This window comes from Wenyingzhuangia sp. 2_MG-2023 (assembly GCF_030548295.1).
Classification (GTDB): Bacteria; Bacteroidota; Bacteroidia; order Flavobacteriales; family Flavobacteriaceae; genus Wenyingzhuangia.
Window position 1 is genome coordinate 14509 of the sequence record NZ_JAUOSB010000011.1, and the last position, 15698, is coordinate 30206.

20 protein-coding genes are annotated in these 15698 nt (G+C 31.9%); 17 read left to right on the forward strand and 3 right to left on the reverse strand.

The genetic code is table 11. The features are described from left to right. Nucleotides 1-10 precede the first annotated feature (10 nt). Both Q4548_RS12000 and Q4548_RS12005 read left to right on the forward strand, forming a co-directional pair. Nucleotides 11-598 (forward strand): RNA polymerase sigma factor, encoded by a 588-nt coding sequence (locus Q4548_RS12000; protein WP_303455364.1) that lies wholly within the window; start codon nucleotides 11-13, stop codon nucleotides 596-598. Nucleotides 599-647: 49 nt separating this feature from the next. Next, entirely contained in the window at nucleotides 648-806 is a 159-nt protein-coding gene (locus tag Q4548_RS12005; protein WP_303455366.1) for a hypothetical protein, read from the forward strand. 58 nt (nucleotides 807-864) lie between these two features. Here Q4548_RS12005 and nth read toward each other — a convergent pair whose 3' ends face one another. The 3 genes from nth to Q4548_RS12020 all read right to left on the reverse strand — a co-directional run bounded on the left by nth (nucleotide 865) and on the right by Q4548_RS12020 (nucleotide 4859). Beyond that, complete coding sequence (gene nth / locus Q4548_RS12010; protein WP_303455368.1) at nucleotides 865-1527, reverse strand: endonuclease III; 663 nt, start codon at nucleotides 1525-1527, stop codon at nucleotides 865-867. After that, on the reverse strand, nucleotides 1528-3750 hold the full coding sequence (locus Q4548_RS12015; protein ID WP_303455370.1) for a DUF6851 domain-containing protein: 2223 nt from the start codon (nucleotides 3748-3750) through the stop codon (nucleotides 1528-1530). It lies immediately after the preceding gene. 89 nt (nucleotides 3751-3839) lie between these two features. Then, entirely contained in the window at nucleotides 3840-4859 is a 1020-nt protein-coding gene (locus Q4548_RS12020) for a putative zinc-binding metallopeptidase (protein ID WP_303455372.1), read from the reverse strand. A 142-nt stretch (nucleotides 4860-5001) separates the two neighbouring features. Between Q4548_RS12020 and Q4548_RS12025 the strand changes: the two genes are divergently transcribed. The 15 genes from Q4548_RS12025 (at nucleotide 5002) to Q4548_RS12095 (ending at nucleotide 15605) form a co-directional block, all read left to right on the forward strand. Continuing rightward, on the forward strand, nucleotides 5002-6234 hold the full coding sequence (locus Q4548_RS12025; RefSeq protein WP_303455374.1) for an MFS transporter: 1233 nt from the start codon (nucleotides 5002-5004) through the stop codon (nucleotides 6232-6234). A gap of 97 nt (nucleotides 6235-6331) precedes the next feature. Beyond that, on the forward strand, nucleotides 6332-6784 hold the full coding sequence (gene bcp / locus Q4548_RS12030) for a thioredoxin-dependent thiol peroxidase (protein WP_303455376.1): 453 nt from the start codon (nucleotides 6332-6334) through the stop codon (nucleotides 6782-6784). A gap of 4 nt (nucleotides 6785-6788) precedes the next feature. Then, on the forward strand, nucleotides 6789-7307 hold the full coding sequence (gene idi / locus Q4548_RS12035; RefSeq protein WP_303455379.1) for an isopentenyl-diphosphate Delta-isomerase: 519 nt from the start codon (nucleotides 6789-6791) through the stop codon (nucleotides 7305-7307). Next, nucleotides 7300-7497: a hypothetical protein gene (locus Q4548_RS12040; protein ID WP_303455382.1), complete on the forward strand. Its 198-nt coding sequence runs from the start codon at nucleotides 7300-7302 to the stop codon at nucleotides 7495-7497. The genes idi and Q4548_RS12040 overlap by 8 nt, the downstream gene beginning before the upstream one ends. A gap of 8 nt (nucleotides 7498-7505) precedes the next feature. After that, nucleotides 7506-7916: a 6-carboxytetrahydropterin synthase gene (locus Q4548_RS12045; protein ID WP_303455385.1), complete on the forward strand. Its 411-nt coding sequence runs from the start codon at nucleotides 7506-7508 to the stop codon at nucleotides 7914-7916. Between the two features lie 9 nt (nucleotides 7917-7925). Further along, nucleotides 7926-8666 carry a 3-deoxy-manno-octulosonate cytidylyltransferase gene (gene kdsB, locus Q4548_RS12050; protein ID WP_303455553.1) on the forward strand — a complete coding sequence of 247 codons (741 nt, stop codon included), beginning with the start codon at nucleotides 7926-7928 and terminating at the stop codon, nucleotides 8664-8666. After that, the gene (locus Q4548_RS12055) at nucleotides 8653-9342 is read left to right on the forward strand and encodes an HAD family hydrolase (protein WP_303455388.1); all 690 of its coding nucleotides are present in this window, start codon (nucleotides 8653-8655) and stop codon (nucleotides 9340-9342) included. Before kdsB ends, Q4548_RS12055 begins: the two co-directional genes overlap by 14 nt. Nucleotides 9343-9418: 76 nt before the next feature. Continuing rightward, a complete protein-coding gene (locus Q4548_RS12060) occupies nucleotides 9419-9616 on the forward strand; it encodes a hypothetical protein (protein ID WP_303455391.1) in 198 nt (65 codons plus the stop codon). Nucleotides 9617-9688: 72 nt separating this feature from the next. Continuing rightward, nucleotides 9689-10072 (forward strand): hypothetical protein, encoded by a 384-nt coding sequence (locus Q4548_RS12065; protein WP_303455394.1) that lies wholly within the window; start codon nucleotides 9689-9691, stop codon nucleotides 10070-10072. Between the two features lie 94 nt (nucleotides 10073-10166). Continuing rightward, nucleotides 10167-11039, forward strand: a complete 873-nt coding sequence (locus Q4548_RS12070; protein WP_303455398.1) for an MbnP family protein — start codon at nucleotides 10167-10169, stop codon at nucleotides 11037-11039. Between the two features lie 51 nt (nucleotides 11040-11090). Further along, the gene (locus tag Q4548_RS12075; RefSeq protein ID WP_303455401.1) at nucleotides 11091-12200 is read left to right on the forward strand and encodes a cytochrome-c peroxidase; all 1110 of its coding nucleotides are present in this window, start codon (nucleotides 11091-11093) and stop codon (nucleotides 12198-12200) included. Then, nucleotides 12184-13077, forward strand: a complete 894-nt coding sequence (locus tag Q4548_RS12080) for a transporter (RefSeq protein ID WP_303455403.1) — start codon at nucleotides 12184-12186, stop codon at nucleotides 13075-13077. The genes Q4548_RS12075 and Q4548_RS12080 overlap by 17 nt, the downstream gene beginning before the upstream one ends. 76 nt (nucleotides 13078-13153) lie before the next feature. After that, nucleotides 13154-13534 (forward strand): hypothetical protein, encoded by a 381-nt coding sequence (locus tag Q4548_RS12085; protein ID WP_303455406.1) that lies wholly within the window; start codon nucleotides 13154-13156, stop codon nucleotides 13532-13534. Nucleotides 13535-13657: 123 nt separating this feature from the next. Continuing rightward, on the forward strand, nucleotides 13658-14512 hold the full coding sequence (locus Q4548_RS12090; protein ID WP_303455408.1) for an MbnP family protein: 855 nt from the start codon (nucleotides 13658-13660) through the stop codon (nucleotides 14510-14512). A 67-nt stretch (nucleotides 14513-14579) separates the two neighbouring features. After that, nucleotides 14580-15605: a cytochrome-c peroxidase gene (locus tag Q4548_RS12095; protein WP_303455410.1), complete on the forward strand. Its 1026-nt coding sequence runs from the start codon at nucleotides 14580-14582 to the stop codon at nucleotides 15603-15605. Nucleotides 15606-15698 lie beyond the last annotated feature (93 nt).

The window sequence follows — 15698 nt, forward strand, 5'->3', positions numbered from 1 at the left end:
ACAATTAATTATGAATTCTATATGCACCAAAAATGATGCTCAGTTAATTTCTGAGTATATACAAGGTAATGAGTTGTGTTTGTCAGCTTTAATAGAAAGGCATCAGCAAAAAATATTTGGATTTATCTTATCTAAAACATTGGATAGAGATTTGGCAGATGATATTTTTCAAGATACATTCATCAAAATCATCAACACTTTAAAAAAAGGAAATTACAATGAAGAAGGGAAATTTTTACCCTGGGCATTGAGAATTTCACACAATTTAATCATGGATTTTTATCGTGATAAAAAACGAAAGAAAACCAAATATGCTACAGAGGAATATGATGTTTTAGATTATTTGGGGATAGAAGATACGTCTTTAGAAGAAGAGTTAGAACAAGAATTGACGTTGAAAAAAATTGTGGATCTAATTACCACTTTGCCAGAAGACCAACAACAAGTGTTGAGAATGAGAATTTTTATGGGGTTGAGTTTTAAAGAGATCGCAGAGCAAACCAATGTAAGTATCAATACTTCTTTGGGAAGAATGCGTTATGCCTTGATCAATTTGAGAAAAACAATTGAAGAAAAAGAAGTGATTCAATACAATTGAGACAATAAGATGTTGTATTTTTCGTTTTTGTGATATAGAACTCATGAACATGATAAAAAACTACGCAAATTCTTTACCAGAAAAATCAATTGATTTTAAGCACGAAAAACCTTCTCCAACAACAATTTCTTTTTTGTTGGACTATTCAAAATCATTTCAAATTGAAAAAGGAACTATTTTGAAGGAAATAAGATGTGATAAAAATTGATTTTTAAATGTATGATAGATTTTTCGGTACATAGTAATAAACACTAAGACTTCTAATTTTACTTTTTGGTGTGCTTTTTTAAGTACTCATCAATTACAGTTTTTCTACCAATGGTTTTGGTAATGATGTCTTTTTCCAAATCCCATCCACGAGCAGGGGAATATTCACGACCGTAATAAATAATTTGGAGATGCAGTTTGTTCCATGTATGTTCTGGGAACAAACGTTTGGCATCTTTTTCAGTCTGTTCCACATTTTTACCGTTGGTCAGTCCCCAACGATACATCAATCTATGTATATGAGTATCTACTGCAAAAGCGGGAATGTTAAAAGCTTGACTCATAACTACACTAGCTGTTTTGTGTCCCACGGCAGGCAATGCTTCTAAATCTTTAAAGTTGGCTGGAACTTCTCCATTGTGTTTGTTTATCAATATATGAGACAGTCCGTAAATTCCCTTTGATTTCATTGGAGATAGCCCAACAGGTTTGATAATTTCTCTAATTTCTTCTACTGATAATTTTATCATATCATAAGGGTTGTCAGCTTTTTTAAACAACAAGGGAGTAATGATATTTACGCGAGCATCTGTACTTTGTGCAGACATCAATACTGCAATCAACAAAGTATACGGATCTTTATGATCTAATGGAATAGGAGTTTCTGGATATAACTCTTCTAAAGTATCTAGTACAAATTGTACTTTTTCTTGTTTATTCATTTAATAAGTTACAATTATAGGTTTAGATTTATGATTTACCTTTACATAATAAATTCCTGATGTAAGGTTTTCTGGTACCGCTAAAGTAGTACTATTGTTTTCAAAATTAAATGAAATTTTTATCGTTTTTTGTTGTTGACCTTGAGCATTTAGAACATAAAATATGTCAGTTGATTGTGTATTGTAAACAATAATATTATTGTTTTTTATAGGATTAGGAGAAATAGAAATATCATCTGTAGTAATGCGTTCTGGGTTAAAATAAGGTAGTGAAAAATGATAAGCATTAATACCTATATTTTTTCCAATAATTCTTCCAGGAATATCATCGGCAGGAGGATGTATGCCTCCCCAAATTCTAGAAAGACTTGTTTGGTCAGAAGCATCTCTATAGGTTGCCCATTGTAAGGTAATATCTGTAGAAGGTCCTTTTTCAAAAACCAAAAAGTTATCCTTTTCAGCTTTAAACTCTCCCATTCCTCCTGGAAAATATGGAGTACCAGTTATTAAGGTTAAAATTTCTGCTGCCGCTCTAGAAAAAGTTGAGTGACCTGAAACAAATCCGGCAAAAGGAGGGGTAACAAAAGTTGGTTTTTGATAAGGCCACCAGTTTTTTGCTAAAATCCAACCAACACCTGCTACGTCTGTTTTAGTATCATTAATATATGGATGACCTTTCCACGATTTTATTTTTATTTTACCAACATTTACATTGTTAAAACCGCTTAATTCATCATCTTCTTCTATTATTTCGATAAAATCATCTATTAATGGGATTCCTCCAGGATGATAATTATCTAGTTCTTTGAAAGTGCTTTGACCTAATTTAGCCATGTTTCTAATGGCGGATATTGGTCGTATATAATCTACCCAACCTTTAATGCTCCATGCTGTAATTGCAACATCGTGCATGGCTCCCCCCAAAATAAAATAAGATTTAATATCCCATTCTAAATTATCAAGAGATTCTCCATTACCATTAAATCTTTTGAGATTAAGAGGATGATCGTTTACATAATTTAATATAGTAAACCAATGTCCAGGAGGAGTTTCCGAGTCTGGACCGTCAGCCCAAAACTCAGCTAGAACACGAGTGTAGTCTCCTTTTGATACCCATTGTTCTTTATAGGGTTCTTTGGTTATTGGGTTTATAGAGTGTCCTGTACTAATATCACCACTGTTTGTATTTTTATAAAAGTGGATAAAATCTTTTTGACTAGTAGGAAGTTTATCAAAATCAATGTTTCCAATATTGACAGGAGAAATATCAATCATTTCCGTATTATATGGATCAAGCTGAGCACCCCATAACGCAACTAATGTAAAGTTCCATTTATACAATTCACTTTCAGGACTATTGCTTATGGTGTCTAAGTTAGGTGGTGTTTCAGGAAGATGATACACTTTATAAGTATAGCCGTCTCGTTCCTTTATGGTTTTGTCATTTTCTGATAAAGAAAAAGGAAGTACATTTCCCCACTCAGGGCTTAAAAAATCTGGAGTACTATTTGCAACATTTCCACTTTGGTCTATAAAATTATTAAATCCCAATGGTTGCCATCTATTTGGATCTTTTAATTTATTGGTTGATTGAGGCTGACCATTACTTAACATTAAAGTATTATTAGCGGGTTGATAATAATTGTTAATATAATTATTCTGTTCATTAGAACCGTCAGTTAAGCCATATTCAATAATTTGCTGTGCAATATAGTTTCCTATACAAGCTGCGTTACCATTTTTATAATCCGTAGAGGTGAAATCTTGATCATAGTTTAGTTGATTCATTAACAAATTAAAACTATTTAAAGTAACTTCTGCGTTAGGGGAGTTTTTAAAACGATGGCTAAGAAGTCTATACGCAGCGTAGGATATTGCTTTTTTTTGATCTTCTATAGTTTGGTTATTGTTTACAAAATCTTCAAAAGGTATATGTCTACCATGTATCGTATTTCCTAAAAAATAAGGATGAGCATTTTCATCAAAAACAGCCCAAGCATCATACATTGCAACCGAAACATGAAATAGATTTCTTGCATGTACAGTGGGTCTAGCATAATCATTTCTTATAGCTTCTAGTAAAATTTCATTCCATAGTCTAGCAATAGAATGATTCTCATTTTTTAATAGAATGTTTTTATAATCATGAGTATTAACAGTTTTATGGTCAGGTTCGTAATAATGTTTTTTTCTTTTTGTTTCTACAAAATTAGAAGCGAACATATTTGTAGTACTAAAAGTGAAAAAAATAATAACAAAAATATTTTTTTTTATGAAACAAAAAATTCTCATTGTTTTAGTGTTTTATCAAATTAATTTTCTTTTCGGTAATTGTTTAAGATATTATGTATGAAATTCAGCTTTTTATAAACAGGTTCGGCTATCACAAAAGGATAAGTATCGTCTAACCCCATAGACCTATTTAGACTATTTGCCATACAAGTTAATGCTACACTAGAGTTAAAAATAGTTTTAAAACTTTTAGTAGTATAAGGGTTAGGACAGGTAGCGTTTGTAAGAGTTTTTAAAGGGAATTTATTACGCTTAAAGGAAACTCCAAAGGCATTAGCGGTTTCTAAAGTATCCATTAAATGTAAATAATGAGCCCAGGATTCTGCCCAATCTTCCCAAGAGTGAGAACTTGCATATTCACTAATAAAATTTTGATTCCAATTTTTAGGAGCTCCATTTTTGTAATGTATTTGCAATGCTTCACCATAGTTAATTCGTTCATCACCAAAAATAGCTCTGTATTTTTTTATGTTTTTTTCATCAAACAAAACATCCCAATAATAATGTCCAATTTCGTGTCTAAAATGTCCTAATAGTGTTCTGTAAGGCTCATTCATATCTTTTTTAAGCTGTTCTCTTTTTACGGAGTCTGCTTCTGAAAGCAATATGGTGACAACACCATTAGCATGCCCAGTGAGTGCTTTTTGTTCGTTGTTTTCCGAAAGAAAATCAAAAGCAATTCCATCTGTTTTTTCAAGTTTAGAAGCAATTGGAAGTCCAAGTTTCAATAATTGATAGATCAATCTATGTTTGGCAGGTTCTAAATTTTTCCATTTTACAAAGCTACTATTGTTTTGAGGATTTGGAACTTCTCTATTAAGAGAGCAAGCAATACAAAAATTTTCTTGACTGCTACCTTTGGTAGACCAGTTGCATATATCTAAAGATTGATTTTTACATAATTCAGAAGGATTAAGATCTATAGTAGCATCAAAACATTCTTTTAATGGATTGTAGGATAGCAAGGTTGAGCAATTTTCACATTGTGTGTTTTCAAAAAAAATTGGATTTTGGCAATTTGGACAATTAAAAGTTTTCATGTTTTTTATTTAAATAGCCTAAAATTCAAAAGAAAATAGATCCGTTAATGTAGCTAATTTACTAAATAACAGAAAGTAGATAGGTTGATTTTAAAATTTAATTTTATAATAACTTTTAAACTATATAAACTACTTTTGATACATGACAAAAAAGTTTATCCCTGCCTATTTACTGACTTTTGTAAATGTTTTAGGCTTTAGTTTGTTGATGCCTGTTTTACCTTTTGTAGTAGATAGTTATGGAGCTCCTAAATGGGTGTTTGGTTTGCTTATTACTTTGTACAGTGCTTTTCAGTTTGTGGGTGCTCCCATTTTAGGAGCCATGTCTGATAATCGAGGGAGAAAACCTATTTTACTTATTAGTCAAGCGGGAACATTGTTGAGTTGGATTATCTTTGTTATTGCCATTACTTTGCCCAATTATCCGATTTTTGGCTTTGCACTTCCGTTGTGGATTGTTGCTTTGTCTAGAATTTTGGATGGAATTACAGGAGGAAATGTTTCTGTTTCCAATGCATATGTGAGTGATTTGACAACCAAAAAAGAAAAATCTTATATTTTTGGCTATATAGGAGGTATTGTTGGAATAGGAATGATTGTGGGGCCTGGTTTGGGTGGATTAACAGCTTCTACTTCTATAGGATACATGGGAACTTTGTTGACTTCTATTGTCATATCTGTTCTTACGTTGTTTACTATTTTTAAATGGTTAAAGGAGTCTCATCCTTTGGAAAAAAGAACCACACATCAGAAAATTAGTATTTGGGAGGTGTTGATTATTCCAATACGAATCAAAAGAGTCAATCCTTCTCCGTTGATCAAGGTATTATTCTCTATGAAGTTTTTCTTTTCTGCCATGATGGGGTTTTATATTGGAACCATGGCTTTGTTTCTTATTGATTTGTTTGATTTTAATGTAAAAGAACTAGGTTTTTTTATGTTTGTAATCGGTTTGTTTTTATCATTCAATCAAGCATTTGTTTCTAAGTATTTTGTGAAGAAGTTTGGAGCTTTTAACACTTTAATTTTAGGTCTTGTGTTTTGCGCAGTAGGAATGTTTGCTATTACAACTACAGCAAATATTTGGTTGTTTATTCCGTGTTATTACATCCTAAACTTAGGACTTTCTTTGTGTTTTCCAGTCTTTAATTCGTTGATTTCTGTAAATGCAAATCCAGCCAAACAAGGAGAGGTTATGGGAATTAGTGAAGCGATCAATTCTTTTTGTATGGCTTGTTTTCCTGTAATTTCTGCATTGATTTATTCTTCTATAGGAAGTGATCTTTACAAAGTATTAATACTACTACCTTTAACAGCACTTGTGTTGGCTTTTGTAGGCGTAAAAAAGTATGGGAAACTTACGTTTTCTGCTTAAATATTTAGAATTATATTAAAGAAGAACTTTCTAGTATACAATTTAGCTATCCTATATGCTTTGTCTATATTTGTCTATAATTTTTTAAATAGACATTATGGAAATGTTAAAAGTAGGAGATAAGGCTCCCAATTTTGAGTCGTTAAATCAACATGGAGAAACCGTAAAGTTGAGTGATTTTGTAGGAAAAAAGCTAGTAGTGTTTTTTTACCCAAAAGCAAGTACACCAGGTTGTACCGTAGAAGCATGTAATTTAAGAGACAATTATCAAACTTTTTTAGCTCAGAATTATGAGGTAGTAGGAGTGAGTGCCGATTCTATAAAAAGACAAGCTAATTTTGCGAACAAACAAGAACTGCCTTTTTCTTTATTGGCTGATGAAGACAAAAAAGTAATTGAAGCTTTTGGTGTTTGGGGACCTAAAAAGTTTATGGGTAAGGAATACGATGGAATTCACAGAACTACTTTTGTGATAGATGAAAACGGTGTAATTATTGAGGTAATTGCCAAAGTAAAAACAAAAGAGCACACCGCTCAAATTTTAAAATAAATATATGGATCAAGTTATTCTTGTAAACGAACAAGACGAGCCTATTGGTACCATGGAAAAAATAGAAGCACATGAAAAAGCATTGTTACACAGAGCTTTTTCGGTTTTTATTTTTAATGATGCTGGTGAATTAATGTTACAACAACGTGCCAAAGACAAATACCATTCCCCTTTGCTATGGACCAATACTTGTTGTAGTCATCAAAAGGTAGGAGAGAGCAATGTAGCTGCAGGAAAACGTAGGTTGCAAGAAGAAATGGGCTTTACGGCAGAGTTGAAAGATGTTTGTTCTTTTATATACAAAGCTCCTTTTGATAATGGGTTGACGGAACATGAATTTGACCATGTACTAACAGGGGTTTTTAACGATGAACCTAAGTTGAATCCTGATGAGGCAGAAGCTTACAAGTGGATGCCTTTAGAAGAAGTTAAAATAGATGTGAAAAAAAATCCAGAAATATACACTGCTTGGTTTGTGATTATTTTTGAGAAATTTTATGATTTTATCAAACAAAATGAATAGAATTAAAGTAAAATTTATTGTAGGACTCATATTCTCAATAGCTGCAACAGCTGTGTATTCGTATTTTAATTTTGAAACGAATCACTTGGAGTTGATGTACATAGACAGAAAAAACATCATTACAAAGTTTTTGATTTTCTTTTTGCTTGGTTATATCGTTATTGGAAATTCATTTGCACCTGATAAATAAAAATAAGTATGGAAATTACAGCACACAGAGTTGCTTATTTTAATGCAGCACATCGTTTGTTTAGACCAGATTGGGACGATGCAAAAAACTTTGAGGTTTTCGGAAAATGTAGCAATCCTAATTATCACGGACACAATTACGAATTGGTAGTGTCCGTAACTGGACCTGTAGATCCAGAGACTGGATTTGTGATGGACTTAAAAATATTGAAAAAAATAATTAAAATTGAAGTGGAAGATGTCTTAGATCATAAAAACTTGAACTTAGAAATTCCAGAATTCAAAACGAACAATCCAACTGCAGAAAACATTTCTGTATACATCTGGAAAAGGTTACGCAATCATATACCCTTGCACTTAAAGTTAGCAATTACTTTATATGAAACGCCAAGAAATTATGTAACTTATTCGGGTAAATAATTCATTATGATGAAAGTAATAGCAATGATTCCTGCTCGCTTACAGGCTTCAAGATTTCCTAAAAAATTATTGAGAGATTTGTGTGGTAAAACCGTCATTACCAGAACTTACGAAGCTACGGTAAACACAGGCTTGTTTGATGAAGTGTATGTGGTGACAGATAGTGATAAAATTCAAGCAGAAATAGAAGCCAATGGAGGTAAAGTTATCAGAAGTATCAAAGAGCACGAATGTGGTTCTGATAGAATTTCTGAAGCTGCAAATTCTGTTGCGGGAGATATTATCATCAATGTACAAGGTGATGAACCTTTTACCAGAAAAGAACCTTTGCAAGATTTAATTCAAGTTTTTAAAGATGATTTGCAGGGGGATATTGCCGTAGCATCTTTGGTACATACTATGGATGATTGGGAAGAAATTGTGAATCCAAACAATGTGAAAGTAGTTTTGGATGCTAAAAATTGTGCCATGTATTTTTCTAGAGCACCCATTCCACATCCACGAGATACAAATGTAGAAGTGAAGTTTTACAAACATATTGGAATTTATGCGTTTAGAAGGTTTGCGTTGTTAAATTTTCCTGAAATGGAAATGCTACAAAATGAAGCAACCGAAAAATTAGAGGGAATTCGTTTTTTAGAACATGGAATGAAGATGAAAATGGTGGAAACTCCGTTCAAAGCTATAGGAATAGACACTCCAGAAGATTTACAAAAAGCAATACATATAATACAAGATGGTCAATTATAAAGTTATTGCCTTTGATGCAGATGATACTTTATGGGTAAACGAGCCTTATTTTAGAGAAGCAGAAGATCAGTTTGCCAAGTTGTTGTCTATGTACGAGACAGAGAATAAAATTCAACAAGAACTCTATAAAGTTATAACAGGAAACATTCCGCTTTATGGCTATGGTGTAAAAAGCTGTATTTTATCAATGGTGCAATGCGCAACAGAATTGTCTAACAATCAACTTCCAGCGGAAATTACGCAGCAAATATTAGAGATTGGAAAAGAAATGTTGACCAAGCCGATAGAATTGCTACCTGGTATAGTTGAAGTTTTAGAATATTTGTCTAAAAATTATACGCTAATTGTATTGACCAAAGGAGATTTATTGGATCAAGAAAAAAAATTAGAACGTTCAGGTTTGTTAACTTATTTTCACCATGTAGAAGTGATGAGTGAAAAAAATCCCGAAGGATATGAACGCATTTTAAAACATTTAGACATTTTACCTCAAGATTTTTTAATGATAGGTAATTCGTTAAAATCAGATGTATTGCCCGTCTTAAAAATAGGTGCCAATGCCATTCATGTACCTTTTCACAGTGTATGGAAATTTGAAACAGTCTCTAAAAAAGCTTTAGAAAATCATCAGTATAAAACCTTAACATCTATAGGTGAAATTGTTGATTTTTTATAAATTAACAATTTTTAAACATAAAATTCGCAATATAAATACTATTTTGTCGTTATATTTGAAAATAAAATAATATGTCATGGCGAGAGAAATGTATTCCTATACGTTAACCGTTTTGGAAAAAGTTAGTTTTGATACTGATTTGTTTATCAGTGAATTAAAAAAAGCAAGCGAGCGTTTGCTACCTTACGAATTAAGTGAGTTAAAATTATGGTTGAATAGTTTTGTGTTTAAAAATCCACATTTATACCCAGCCAGAACCGTTCTGATAATTTAGTTTTAAATTGTCTATTATTTTAAGAGATTTCATAACACTCCAAATAAAAAACCTTTATATATTTGCAGTGTTATGTTAAAAAAAATTTTCATTTTTATACTTTTAACAGCATTGTCTGTTCGTCCTGCATATTATGTTGGGATGGTGGTATATTATGAAACACATATCAATGAAATTGTAGAAAAATACTGTGTAAACAAAGACAAACCTCAATTGCAATGTAATGGGCAATGTCATTTGGCAAAACAATTAAATACTACAACCAATTCACAAAATACAAACAAAGATGCTGTTACCTTAGAAGCATCTTGTGCTTTTTATCCTGTCTACTTTCAAGAAATTTTACAAACAACTATCACATTTGTTTCTACGGAAACAATAGCTTCTTATTTTAATTATGAATTTGCCTATCGTTATTTGATGAGTAAAAATATTCATAAACCTCCAATGGTATAATTTTAAATAGTTTAAGGCACAGGTGTGTCTTTTTGTGACTTCTATCATCGTATAAAAGTCATGTACATATTTTAAAATTTATAAAGCCATAAAAATGAAAACGTTAAAATCTTATATAATGGTGGCCTTTGCTGCTGCTTTATTAATTGCTTGTGATGATAATAATGAGTCTATAGAAAGTGAAGGGACACATGTATCTGCAGTACTTAAACTTCAACATTCTCTAGGTTTAGGAGATGAGTTTGTATTAACAGACTCTAATGATGAAGATAAAACTTTAGAGCTAAGTAAATTTAAATACATAGTTTCTGATATTGTAATAACCAATACTGATGATGAAGCTATAGCTCTTGATAATAACGATGCTGCTCAGTTGATAGATCTTGAAAATGCTGATGCAACTAATCAGGTATTTGCATACTTAACAGGAATTCCAGAAGGAAGTTACAAAAGCATTTCTTTTGGAATAGGAGTTAGTCAAGAAGTAGCTGATGGTAGCACAGAAGATCAAATTAAATTAATGGAATTGGCAGAAAGTGATATGCAATGGACCTGGAATCCTAATTCATATATTTTCTCTAAAATAGAGGCTTCGGATATTAATTCTGTAGAAACTGTATCAAATAATTTACAAATTCACGTAGGTAACAAAGGTGATTTTGATGGGTATAGAACCGTAAATTTAACTTTTCCAGAAACATTAACCTTGTCTTCATCTGTATCTCCAAGTGTACATTTTACAGTTGCTATTGAAGAACTTTTCAATCCGGAAGCACCTGGGATTTCTGTTGCTTATGATGCTATAGGTGCCCACGGAGATAGTAGTGATATTTCAGTAAATTTTGCAGATAATTATGCAAATATCTTTGAAATCCACCATATTCATCCAACGGAAGAAGCAATCAATTTAGAAGATGTAGAAGAAGAGAATCATTCAGATGATGATTCTTCAGAACACTCCCATTAATAACCAAACTTTACAGAGGCAATAGTCTTTGTGTTGATATATTTAAGCGATATGAAATATTATACGTTTGTACTTGTATTGTTACAGGTTTTGGTTAGTTGTAATGACGTTGATGAAGAATATGCTGATTTTGAAATAAGTTTTGAACAGCCTATTAACTTTCCAACTCCTACCTATGATTTTGAAGACAATCCTATTACAACAGATGGTTTTGTTTTAGGGAGAAAATTGTTTTATGACAACAGATTGTCATTAGACAATGGAATCAATTGTTCAGAGTGTCACAATCAATCTCATGCATTTACACATCATGGACACGATTTAAGTGAAGGAGTTCATCCAGGGGTTTTTGGAACAAGAAATTCTCAGCCTATTCAGAACATGGCATTTATGAATGATTTTACTTGGGATGGAGCCAAAGATAAATTATGGGATCAACCTTTAATTCCTATCACAGAAGAAGTGGAAATGAATGAAACCATGGAGAATGTTGTGGCAAAATTACAAGAAGATTCTGAGTATCAGCAGTTGTTTTCAACAGTTTTTAAATTAGAAGATGCCATAAACAGTGTCAATCTTTTAAAGGCGTTGTCTCAGTTTATGGGTGTTATGGTATCTTCTAATTCTAGGTACGATAAATACGTAAGAGGAGAAGAAGGGGGAGTGTTTACAGACTTGGAAAAAGAAGGTTTGGCTTTGTTTCAACAAAAATGTGCTACTTGCCATAGTGGAGAACTGTTTACCAACCAGGAATTTATAAACAATGGAATTGGAGAAAACACAAGCCTTCCAGATGAAACAGGTAGAGCTAGAATTTCTTCATCCAATCCTTTTGCAACGGTAGAAGAATTAAAAGCGAGTGATGATTATTACAAATTTAGAGTCCCTAGTTTAAGAAATGTTAAAAACACTTATCCATATATGCATGATGGACGATTGGTTTTGTTATCAAAAGTATTAGACTTTTATGATGATGATACTTACCCATTAATGACTAAGATGAATAATTTAGATAGTAGGTTGATCCAAACCAACGAAGATGGAACGGAAACTTTGGGAATTTCTATGACTGAAGATGAAAAAGTAGCCATATTGGCTTTTTTAGAAACATTAACTGATGATGAATTTATAAATGATGAACGTTTTGCAAACCCTAATTAAAATATTTTTTACCTTATTATTAATTATCAACTCTACAAAAACTTACGCTTGTGATGTTTGTGGATGTGGATCTTCTAACAGCAGTAGTTTTGCAAATGTGTTGGGAGGCAATTATGTAGGTTTTAGTTATAATTACATGTATTTTCAATACATTCAGAATTATTCTGATAGTGATTTCCCTTTGGCTAAAGACCATGTAAATACGGTGAGTATTTCAGGCCAATATCAAATTACTGATAAGGTGCAAATAAATGCTACTGTTCCATACAGATTTAACAATCGTTACAAGGCATCTGGTGATGTGAGTAATAGTGGGATGGGAGATGTAAGTGTCTATGGATTGATAAATCTTTTACATGCAGATAGCAATCACAGTTTAAAATTAGGGGCAGGATTAAAAATGCCTACGGGTGATTTTGATTTGCAAAACTCTAGTCTAAATAAAACATCAGCAGCACAATTGGGAACAGGAAGTTGGGACGTTTTGCTACCTCTTCAATACAATTATAACAAAGAACAATGGTCCGTAAATGTAAGTGCCATGTACTTTCTAAAAGGAAAAAATGATGACGATTTTAAATACGGAAATCAAACACAGGTAAATGTAAACACGACCTATGTGTTTCCTGTTGTCAATAATTTTAGTTTGGCACCCATCGTAGGTTTAAGTTATGATTACTTTTTAGCATCAGAAAGATTTGATATTGTAGACAACAGAACTAAAGGGTACATGACCAATGCAAATATTGGAGTGCAAATGGAAACTAAAAAATTGATTTTAGGAATCAATACACAGCTGCCAATAGCTCAAAATCTAATTGAAAACGAAGTCACTTTTAACCAAGGAATAGGAGTGTATACGTATTGGAAATTCTAAAGTAGTAAAATCATTAAATAATTCCAGATTTGTTGTTTTAAATAGCAACAGAAATGTTTTTGTATATCCATTTGTTTTGAAAAAAATTCTTTTATTCATAGCTTTTAGTATTGTTTTTAGACCCGTACTTCCGGTGTTTGAATACATTACTTGTTACAATTATATTGTAAACGAGTTGTGTGTGAATAAGGACAAACCCGAACTAGAATGTAACGGGAAATGCTATTTAATGAAAGAGCTTTCTAAAGCATCAGAAAGTGAAAAAAACAAAGGAGAAACTAGTAAAAAAAGAATGTATGAATTTCATCTTTTGTTTTTGCATAAGATGGATGATTCTTTGTCTAAGTGTTATTTAAATACTTCAAATTCAAATATATTTGAGTATTCTAATCTGTATACATATTTAATCACCTTTTTTCATTTTCATCCACCTAGTAATTTATCATTTATAAAATAATTTCTTACCAAGTAAGCATTATTTTAATCACAGAAGGTTAAGCTAAACCATTAAAATAAATTATTTAAAAATACCAGGCACCATCAATAAAAAATAGGATGCCTAGAACTACTACACACAAAAATGAAAAATATTAAAAAAGGAATCGCAGCTGTTTTCGTAGCAATTTTTACACTTACTTCTTGTACAGAAGATGAATCAGTAGCAACTATGAACAATGTAACATTAGCGTTTAACAACACTTTTAAAGGGAATACTATTGTTTTGGGAGATGCTACATCTACGGAAGCTACTGTAAATACTTCTGCAGAAGGACAAGTACATCATTTTTCTGAATTGAAATACGTTATCAGTAACGTTCGCTTGTTAAATTCTGATGGAATTGAAGTTGCATATAACGTGAGTGATCTAGATAATGGAGCAACTGTTGTCGATCAATCAAAGGAGGAAACATTAGAGTATGTTCTTAACAATATTCCAGTAGGAGAATACACTCAAATTAAATTTGGTTTGGGAATAGAAACAGCATTAAATACGTTAGACGAGGTAAGTTTTCCAAGTTTTTACGCTACTGCAGGTGCTAATGATACGCAAATGCACTGGGAGTGGGGAACAGGGTATCGTTTTACCAAAATAGAAGGTTTTTATGGTGCAGATAATAATACGTTGTCTATTCATTCTGGTAGTACTGTAGTTGGAACTGAAGGGGCTTACACTCAAGGAGTAGATGCTTATAGAGATATTACTTTAAGTCTTTCTGAAAATGCCATTGTAGGGAATAATGCTCCTAAAATTATGATAGATGCAGATTTTGATAAATTATTAAGTGGAGAAGCAAACACCATTACATTAGGAGACAGCAATGCTACTCCAAGTATACATACTGCAAACAACATGGTATTGTTTGTTGATAATATTGGTGGGAACGGTGATGATAATATTACAGGAATGTTCTCTGTAAATAGTGTAGAAAACTAAATTTAAGCATAAGAGTCAGCTAATTTTAAAGAGTTGGCTGGCTCTTAGTTTATAGTATTACAGACAAATGAAAAACATCATAAGAAATATTTTTATACTACTATTGTTAGTCTCTTGTAGCCACGATGATTCTGAGATTGTTTCTTATGAAAACCCAGAAATATCACTTGTAATTCCGTTAGGTTTTCCAGAATTTAACAATGCTGTTTATAACAATATTCCTACAAAATATGGCGTGGAATTGGGTGAGAAGTTGTTTTTTGAGAAAAAACTAAGTACAGATAACACTGTTTCTTGTTCTAGTTGTCATATACAAGCGAATGCGTTTTCAGATACAAATGTTCAAGCAATTGGAATTGAAGGTAGGTTAGGATTTCGAAACACACCTTCTGTTCAAAATTTAGCTTTTATCAATTTTTATAATTGGGATGGTAGTAGGCTTGAATTGGAAAATCAAACACTGGTTCCTATTATTACTCATGAAGAAATGGATTCTTCTATTCTGGAAGTCATTGGAAAATTAGAAGCGGAATCATTTTATAAAGAACTATTCTATAAAGCTTTTGGTGACGATGATATTACTGCTGATCGAATTTACAATAGTATTGCTCAATATGAATATACGTTGATTTCATCAAACAGCAAATACGATAGTATAAAACGTAACGAAGGAAAAAAATTTACGGAAAGAGAAGCATTGGGGTATCAAGTTTTTCAGGAAAAATGCATCAGTTGTCACAGTACAGAATTGTTCACAGATCAAAGTTTTAGAAACATAGGTTTTCCAATCAATCCTAATGCCAATGAAGCTGGTAGAAGTAGAGTTACGGGAGATCCAGAAGACTATATGAGTTTTCGTGTTCCAACTTTGAGAAATATTGAAGTTACAGCTCCGTATGGAAGCTTTGGTCAGTTTGCTACGCTAAAAGAAGTATTGGATTATTTTGATAATGGAGTATTAACAGCAGACAATTTAGATCCTATTTTTAAAGACAATAACAATAGAATTCGACTAACAGAGGAAGAAAAAAATTACTTGATTGACTTTTTAAAAACACTAACTGATTACAAATTTATAGATAACAATATTTAAACATATAATTGAAAAAGGAAGAGGTTTTTTAATAGCTATTCATCGTGTTTAAAAGTATTCTTTTTGTCATAAATGTCTTATTGATATTGTTGA

Coding starts and splice junctions, on each gene's coding strand:
- Q4548_RS12040 (WP_303455382.1), top strand. CDS start 7,300: ATGAATAGAATTAAAGTAAAATTTATTGTAGGACTCATATTCTCAATA.
- bcp (WP_303455376.1), top strand. CDS start 6,332: ATGGAAATGTTAAAAGTAGGAGATAAGGCTCCCAATTTTGAGTCGTTA.
- Q4548_RS12055 (WP_303455388.1), top strand. CDS start 8,653: ATGGTCAATTATAAAGTTATTGCCTTTGATGCAGATGATACTTTATGG.
- kdsB (WP_303455553.1), top strand. CDS start 7,926: ATGAAAGTAATAGCAATGATTCCTGCTCGCTTACAGGCTTCAAGATTT.
- Q4548_RS12015 (WP_303455370.1), bottom strand. CDS start 3,750: ATGTTCGCTTCTAATTTTGTAGAAACAAAAAGAAAAAAACATTATTAC.
- Q4548_RS12025 (WP_303455374.1), top strand. CDS start 5,002: ATGACAAAAAAGTTTATCCCTGCCTATTTACTGACTTTTGTAAATGTT.
- Q4548_RS12065 (WP_303455394.1), top strand. CDS start 9,689: ATGTTAAAAAAAATTTTCATTTTTATACTTTTAACAGCATTGTCTGTT.
- Q4548_RS12000 (WP_303455364.1), top strand. CDS start 11: ATGAATTCTATATGCACCAAAAATGATGCTCAGTTAATTTCTGAGTAT.
- Q4548_RS12075 (WP_303455401.1), top strand. CDS start 11,091: ATGAAATATTATACGTTTGTACTTGTATTGTTACAGGTTTTGGTTAGT.
- Q4548_RS12070 (WP_303455398.1), top strand. CDS start 10,167: ATGAAAACGTTAAAATCTTATATAATGGTGGCCTTTGCTGCTGCTTTA.
- Q4548_RS12045 (WP_303455385.1), top strand. CDS start 7,506: ATGGAAATTACAGCACACAGAGTTGCTTATTTTAATGCAGCACATCGT.
- Q4548_RS12020 (WP_303455372.1), bottom strand. CDS start 4,859: ATGAAAACTTTTAATTGTCCAAATTGCCAAAATCCAATTTTTTTTGAA.
- Q4548_RS12060 (WP_303455391.1), top strand. CDS start 9,419: ATGGCGAGAGAAATGTATTCCTATACGTTAACCGTTTTGGAAAAAGTT.
- Q4548_RS12095 (WP_303455410.1), top strand. CDS start 14,580: ATGAAAAACATCATAAGAAATATTTTTATACTACTATTGTTAGTCTCT.
- Q4548_RS12090 (WP_303455408.1), top strand. CDS start 13,658: ATGAAAAATATTAAAAAAGGAATCGCAGCTGTTTTCGTAGCAATTTTT.
- nth (WP_303455368.1), bottom strand. CDS start 1,527: ATGAATAAACAAGAAAAAGTACAATTTGTACTAGATACTTTAGAAGAG.
- Q4548_RS12005 (WP_303455366.1), top strand. CDS start 648: ATGATAAAAAACTACGCAAATTCTTTACCAGAAAAATCAATTGATTTT.
- idi (WP_303455379.1), top strand. CDS start 6,789: ATGGATCAAGTTATTCTTGTAAACGAACAAGACGAGCCTATTGGTACC.